This is a genomic window from Fundidesulfovibrio sp., assembly GCF_058402725.1.
Genome location: NZ_JBZVFJ010000168.1, coordinates 1 through 6,377, shown reverse-complemented (window position 1 = coordinate 6,377; position 6,377 = coordinate 1). Strand labels below are relative to the sequence as shown.

At 67.3% G+C, this 6,377-nt stretch carries 6 protein-coding genes; all 6 read left to right on the top strand.

Annotated features, from left to right (window positions below; genetic code table 11):
• Nucleotides 1-429, top strand: a 429-nt coding sequence (locus ACV4UX_RS16340; RefSeq protein WP_491594346.1) for a recombinase RecA family protein, incomplete at its 5' end; no start/stop codon positions are given.
• Nucleotides 430-576: 147 nt separating this feature from the next.
• Nucleotides 577-3,219: an alanine--tRNA ligase gene (gene alaS, locus ACV4UX_RS16335; protein WP_491594345.1), complete on the top strand. Its 2,643-nt coding sequence runs from the start codon at nucleotides 577-579 to the stop codon at nucleotides 3,217-3,219.
• 63 nt (nucleotides 3,220-3,282) lie between these two features.
• Nucleotides 3,283-4,161: a hypothetical protein gene (locus tag ACV4UX_RS16330; protein ID WP_491594344.1), complete on the top strand. Its 879-nt coding sequence runs from the start codon at nucleotides 3,283-3,285 to the stop codon at nucleotides 4,159-4,161.
• Complete coding sequence (locus ACV4UX_RS16325; RefSeq protein WP_491594343.1) at nucleotides 4,152-4,454, top strand: STAS-like domain-containing protein; 303 nt, start codon at nucleotides 4,152-4,154, stop codon at nucleotides 4,452-4,454. The genes ACV4UX_RS16330 and ACV4UX_RS16325 overlap by 10 nt, the downstream gene beginning before the upstream one ends.
• A gap of 18 nt (nucleotides 4,455-4,472) precedes the next feature.
• Entirely contained in the window at nucleotides 4,473-4,895 is a 423-nt protein-coding gene (locus tag ACV4UX_RS16320) for a VOC family protein (RefSeq protein ID WP_491594342.1), read from the top strand.
• Nucleotides 4,896-5,054: 159 nt separating this feature from the next.
• Nucleotides 5,055-6,323, top strand: coding sequence for a glutamate-1-semialdehyde 2,1-aminomutase (gene hemL, locus ACV4UX_RS16315; protein ID WP_491594341.1), 1,269 nt, complete (start codon nucleotides 5,055-5,057; stop codon nucleotides 6,321-6,323).
• The last annotated feature ends 54 nt before the right edge of the window (nucleotides 6,324-6,377 follow it).

The following is a 6,377-nucleotide window of genomic DNA, read 5'->3' as shown; positions in this document are numbered from 1 at the left end:
CGCATGAAGATCGGCCAGACCGGCTACGGCAATCCCGAGACCACCACCGGCGGCAACGCGCTCAAGTTCTACGCCTCGGTGCGCATGGACATCCGCAAGATCCAGACGCTCAAGGACAAGGAAGAGGTCTACGGCTCGCGCTGCCGCGTGAAGGTGGTGAAGAACAAGGTGGCCCCGCCCTTCCGCGAGGCCCTGTTCGACATCCTCTACGGCACGGGCATCTCCCGCGAGGGCGAGCTGATCGACATGGGCGTGGAGATGAACATCGTGGACAAGTCGGGCGCGTGGTTCGCCTACGGCTCCGAACGCCTGGGCCAGGGCCGCGACAACGTGCGCGAGTTTTTGCGCGAGCACGCCGACATCCGCAAGCAGATCGAGGACAAGATCCACGAACACCTGGGGCTCAAGGAGCCCGAGGCCAAGGAATAAACCGGCCACGCGCCGCAAAGACAAGACAACGACGCCAGGGAGCATCCCGGACGCGGTTCGGCGAAGCGCGCGAGCGCTCCGCGAAGGCGCGGGCCATACGGTCCGCGCCCTGCCGTTTCCGGGCCTCGCCGCCCGCCAGGAGAGCATGTGATCACCGCCACCCAGATTCGCCGCGCCTTTTTGGACTACTTCGTCGCCAACGGCCACGCCGAGGTCGCCAGCTCCTCGCTGGTTCCCCGCGAGGACCCCTCGCTCCTGTTCACCAACGCGGGCATGGTCCAGTTCAAGAAGGTCTTCCTGGGCCAGGACAAGCGCGACTACTCCCGCGCCGCCACCTCCCAGAAGTGCCTGCGCGTGGGCGGCAAGCACAACGACCTGGAGAACGTGGGCCGCACCGCGCGCCACCACACCTTCTTCGAGATGCTGGGCAACTTCTCCTTCGGAGACTACTTCAAGGAAGAGGCCATCCGCCTGGCCTGGGGCTTCCTCACCGACGAGCTGAAGCTCCCCAAGGAAAAGCTCTACGCCACGGTGTTCCGCGACGACGACGAGGCCATCGGCCTCTGGAAGAAGATCGCCGGCGTGCCCGCCGAGCGCATCTTCCGCCTGGGCGAGAAGGACAACTTCTGGTCCATGGGCGACACCGGCCCCTGCGGACCCTGCTCCGAGATCCTCATCGACCAGGGCGAACACATGTCCTGCGGCCCGGACTGCGGCATCGGCAAGTGCGACTGCGACCGCTTCCTGGAGATCTGGAACCTCGTGTTCATGCAGTACGACCAGATCGCCCCCGGCAACCGCGTGAGCCTGCCCCGCCCCTCCATCGACACGGGCATGGGCCTGGAGCGCGTCTCGGGCGTGTGCCAGGGCGTGTACTCCAACTTCGATTCCGACCTCTTCAGCCCCATCATCGCCGCCACGGCGGACCTGGCGGGCGTGAAGTACAAGACCGACGAGGACAACGACACTGCGCTGCGCGTCATCGCGGACCACTGCCGCTCCATGGTCTTCCTGGTGGCGGACTCCATCCTGCCCTCCAACGAGGGCCGGGGCTACGTGCTGCGCCGCCTGATCCGCCGCGCCTTCCGCTTCGGCCGCCTCATGGGCCTGAAGGACCCCTTCCTGCACCGCGTCTGCCCCACCGTGGTGGACGTGATGGGCGTGCAGTATCCCGAGGTGGTCGAAGGCATGGACTTCATGACCCGCGTGGTGCGCGAAGAGGAAGAACGCTTCTCCGACACCCTGGACAAGGGCCTGGACATCCTGGAGCAGGAGATGGCCGCCGCGCGCGCGGCCAACAGCTCCGTGATCTCCGGCGAGGCCGCCTTCAAGCTCTACGACACCTACGGCTTCCCCCTGGACATCATCACCGACGTGGCGGGCAAGCAGGGCTTCTCCGTGGACGAGGAAGGCTACAAGGCCTGCATGGGCGAGCAGAAGGCCCGGGCCAAGAAGGCCTGGAAGGGCTCGGGCGAGACCGACCTGGGCGGACAGTTCAAGAAGCTTCTTGAAACGGGCTTGAAGTCGCGCTTCACGGGCTACGAGACCCTCTCGGGCGAGTCGCGCGTGGTGGCCCTCCTGGGCGAGGACGGCCTGCCCCAGGAGCGCCTGGTGCAGGGCGAGGGCGGCTTCGCCGTGTTCGCGGCCTCGCCCTTCTACGGCGAATCCGGCGGCCAGCTGGGCGACAAGGGCGCGGCCGAGACCATGACCGGTTCCGCCGACGTGCTGGACACCCTCAAGCCCAGCCCCGAGCTGACCGTGCACAGGGTTTTCGTCAACGAGGGCGAGCTGCTGCTGGACCAGGAAGCCCGCCTGAACGTGGACGAGGAGTCCCGGCAGGCCACGGCGCGCAACCACACCGCCACCCACCTGCTGCACTCGGCCCTGCGCAACGTGCTGGGCGACCACGTGAAGCAGGCCGGGTCCCTGGTGGGACCGGAGCGCCTGCGTTTCGACTTCACGCACATTTCCGCCCTCACCCCCGAGGAGCTCGCCGCCGTGGAGGAGGAGGTCAACCGGGCCATCCTCACCGACATCGCGGTGGAAAAGGAAGTGATGGCCGTGGCCGACGCCCAGGCCAAGGGGGCCACGGCCCTCTTCGGCGAGAAGTACGGAGACGAGGTGCGCGTGGTGAGCGTTCCGGGCGTCTCCATGGAACTCTGCGGCGGCACGCACCTGGCTGCCACGGGCCAGGCCGGCGGCTTCACGGTGGTCTCCGAGACCGGCGTGGCCGCAGGCGTCCGGCGCATCGAGGGGGCCACCGGCTGGAACCTGCTGGGCCAGCTCAAGGCCTCGCGCCGCGAGCTGGACGAGGCCTCCGAGATCCTGCGCGCCCGCCCGGGCGAGCTGGTGGAGAAGCTCAAGGCCATGCAGGCGCAACTCAAGCAGCTCTCCAAGGACAAGGAGCAGCTCCAGGCCAGGCTGGCCTCGGGCCAGGGCAGGAGCCTCATGGACTCCGTGGAGGAGATCGGCGGGGTGAAGGTGCTCACGGCGCGCGTGGACGGCGGCACCGTGAAATCCTTGCGCGAGGCCATGGACGACATCCGCTCCAAGCTGCCCTCGGGCGTGGCCTGCCTGGCGGGCGCGGGCGAGGACGGCAAGGTGGCGCTCATCCTGGCCGTCAGCAAGGACCTGCACGGCAAGTTCACGGCCCAGAGCCTGATCAAGGACGTGGCCGCGCTGGTGGGCGGCTCCGGCGGCGGCAGGCCCGACATGGCCCAGGCCGGTGGCACGGACCCGGCGGGCATCGACGCGGCCCTGGAGAAGGTGAAGGAGCTGGTGCGGGGGTAGAATCCTCGTCCGGCAGGAAATCGGGGGAGACGTATGCGGGTTGTTTTGCCGTCTCAGTTCAACATGGAGGGGGCCTACTCCTTCCTGTCCCGCATTCTGGAGCCCGATGGGGCGCCCCGAGCCGCAGACTATGAATTCGACTTCAGCGCCCTCCGGTTCATCAAGCCGGAGGGCGTCGTCGCATTGGCTAACGTACTCAAGTATCTCTTATCTCACAAGATCACAGTCCGCCTCACGGGCTTCCGGGTCGATACCGACGGCATGAAGGACAACCCGCGGCGATATCTCGACGATTGCCTCTTCTTCGAGACGTTTCTCGGGAAGAAACTCCATGAAGGCTCCGCATGCCGCCAGATGACGATGCCCTTCCGGTTCTTCGTAACCTCCGGTTATTATTCCTGGGTCATGAATCAGGTGGTCCCTTGGCTCGACCATCAGCTGAGCATCGACACCCTGTCCCAACTGCCTGAATTCCCCGCCTGCCTCGACGAGCTTTTCAACAACATCATAGACCACGCAGGGGTGGCGAACGGCTCGGTGCATATGCAGCATTTTCCTAGAGAGCACGAGGTTTGCATCGCCGTGGCCGACTTCGGCGTGGGCATCCCGGCCAACATCCGCAAGGTTCCAGGCCTGGAAGGACTCGCCGACGGACAGTGCCTCGCCAAGGCCATCGAGCAGGGCGTTTCTTCAAAAACCACGCCCCGCAACCGGGGGGCCGGGCTGGACACCCTGCTGCAAAACGTTATTGTCCACAACAAGGGGCGCGTGGCCATCCACTCGCTGAAAGGCCAGCTCAACGCCACGCCGACCGACTCGGGAGTGGGCATACGGACGCAGGAACGAGACCAGACGTACCCAGGCACGTTGATGCTCATCACCCTGCGCACGGACACCATCCCTCCCCCTTCCGAGGACGAGGAGGTATTCTCATGGGACTGATCAACATCCTCGACATCGTGGAGGAATGCTCTTCCCCGGACAGCGGGCAGGCCCTTCATGGCCTGCTCAAGGCGCGCCTGGCCACGGGCGAGCGGGTCACGCTCTCCTTCAAGGGCGTCGCCAGCGTCTCCACGTCTTTCGTGAACACGGCCCTCATCGATCTCCTGGAAGACTTCCCCTTCTCGGAGATCAAATCCCGACTTTCGTTCACGGACACCAACCGCCTCATCAACGAGACCATCAAGCGCCGCTTCGCCTTCGAGGTGGAAGGCCAGAAACAGGCCGTGGCCTGAAGCCCCGGGAGGTCCCCCATGTCCGTCGTCTCCGTGGTCCCCAACCTCATGGTGGAGGACGTCCACCGCGCGGCCGCCTTCTGGTGCGGCCTGCTGGGCTTCACCTTCCGCATGGGCGTGGACAGCGCGCGCGGCTTCCACCAGGAGGCCTCGCCCGGGGCCGATCTGGTCTACGCCCAGTTTGTCTCCGGCTCCTGCGAGGTGATGGTGCAGCGCCGCGACAGCCTGGGGGGCGAGCTGCCCCTGCTGGCCGGACGCCCCACGGGCGGGGCCTTCACCCTCTACCTCCAGGTGGACGACCTGGACGCCCTCCACGCGCGCCTTAAGGACGCCGTGCCCACCGTGAAAGGCCCCGAAACCGCCTTCTACGGCATGCGCGAATGGTACGTGACAGACCCCGACGGCACGGTGGTCTGCCTGGCCGAGCCCGCAAAGGCCTAGACCCGGAGCATCCCGCCGGGGCCCGCCCCGTACCTCCGGCTGCTCTTGCGGCAGCGCCGGGCCGCCACCGCTGCTCCCGGCCCCGGCAAGCGCCCCTTGCCCCCGCCGCGCCCTCCGGTTATGCACGGGGCTCCCGAAATTCCCCAAGGAGCCCACGTCATGACCCTCTCGTCCACGCTCTACGCCAAGGCCCAGACACTCATTCCCGGCGGGGTCAACTCGCCCATCCGCGCCTGCCGCGCCGTGGAGAGCGAGCCCCTGTTCATCGCCAGGGCGCACGGCTCCAAGATCGTGGACGTGGACGGCCGCGAGTACGTGGACTACGTCATGAGCTGGGGCCCCATGCTCCTGGGCCACGCCCACCCCGTGGTGCACCAGGCCGCCAAGGACGCCCTGGACGCCGGTTCCAGCTTCGGCGCGCCCTGCCCCGCCGAGGTGGACCTGGCCCAGGAAATCGCCCGCCTCATGCCCGCCGTGGAGATGGTGCGCATGGTCAACTCCGGCACCGAGGCCACCATGAGCGCCCTGCGCCTGGCCAGGGGCTTCACCGGGCGCGACCTGGTGGTCAAGTTCGACGGCTGCTACCACGGCCACGCCGACCCCTTCCTGGCCGCCGCGGGCTCCGGCGTGGCGCTCATCCCCACGTCGTTCTCCCAGGGCGTGCCCAAGGCCTGCGTGGCCGACACCCTGGTGGTGCCCTACAACAACCTGGACGCCCTCAAGGCCCTCTTCGCCGAGAAGGGCAAGGACATCGCCGCCATCATCGTGGAGCCCGCGCCCGGCAACATGGGCCTGGTGCTCCCCAAGCCAGGCTTCCTGGAAGGACTTCGCGCCCTGTGCGACCAGTACGGCAGCGTGCTCATCTTCGACGAGGTGATCACCGGCTTCCGCTGGAGCCTCGGCGGCGCGCAGGGACGCTACGGCGTGCGCCCGGACCTGACCACCCTGGGCAAGATCATCGGCGCGGGCTTCCCCGTGGGGGCCTACGGCGGACGCCGCGACATCATGGAAAAGCTCTCGCCCTGCGGCCCCGTGTTCCAGGCCGGAACCCTCTCGGGCAACCCCGTGGCCATGGCCGCCGGACTGGCCAACCTGCGCGAGCTGGCCAGGCAGGACTACGACGCCCTGGAAGCCCGCACCGGGGCCTTCGCCGAGGAACTGGCCGCCATCGTGCGCTCCAAGGGCGTGCCCGTGCAGCTCAACAAGGTGGCCTCGGCCTTCACCCTGTACTTTACCGAGACCCCGGTGACGGACATGGACACCGCCCGCACCTCCGACGCCAAGGTCTACACCGCCATCTACAAGCAGATGCGCGAACAGGGCGTCTATCTGGCCTCCCTGGGCTACGAGTGCGCCTTCACCTCCTTCGCACACACCGAAGAAGACCTGGCCAGGACCCTCGCCGCCGCCCGGGCGCTCAAGCTGTGAAGAGAAGAGCAAGAGCTGGAGAGGGCGCTGCCCTCTCCAGACCTCTCCCGCCAA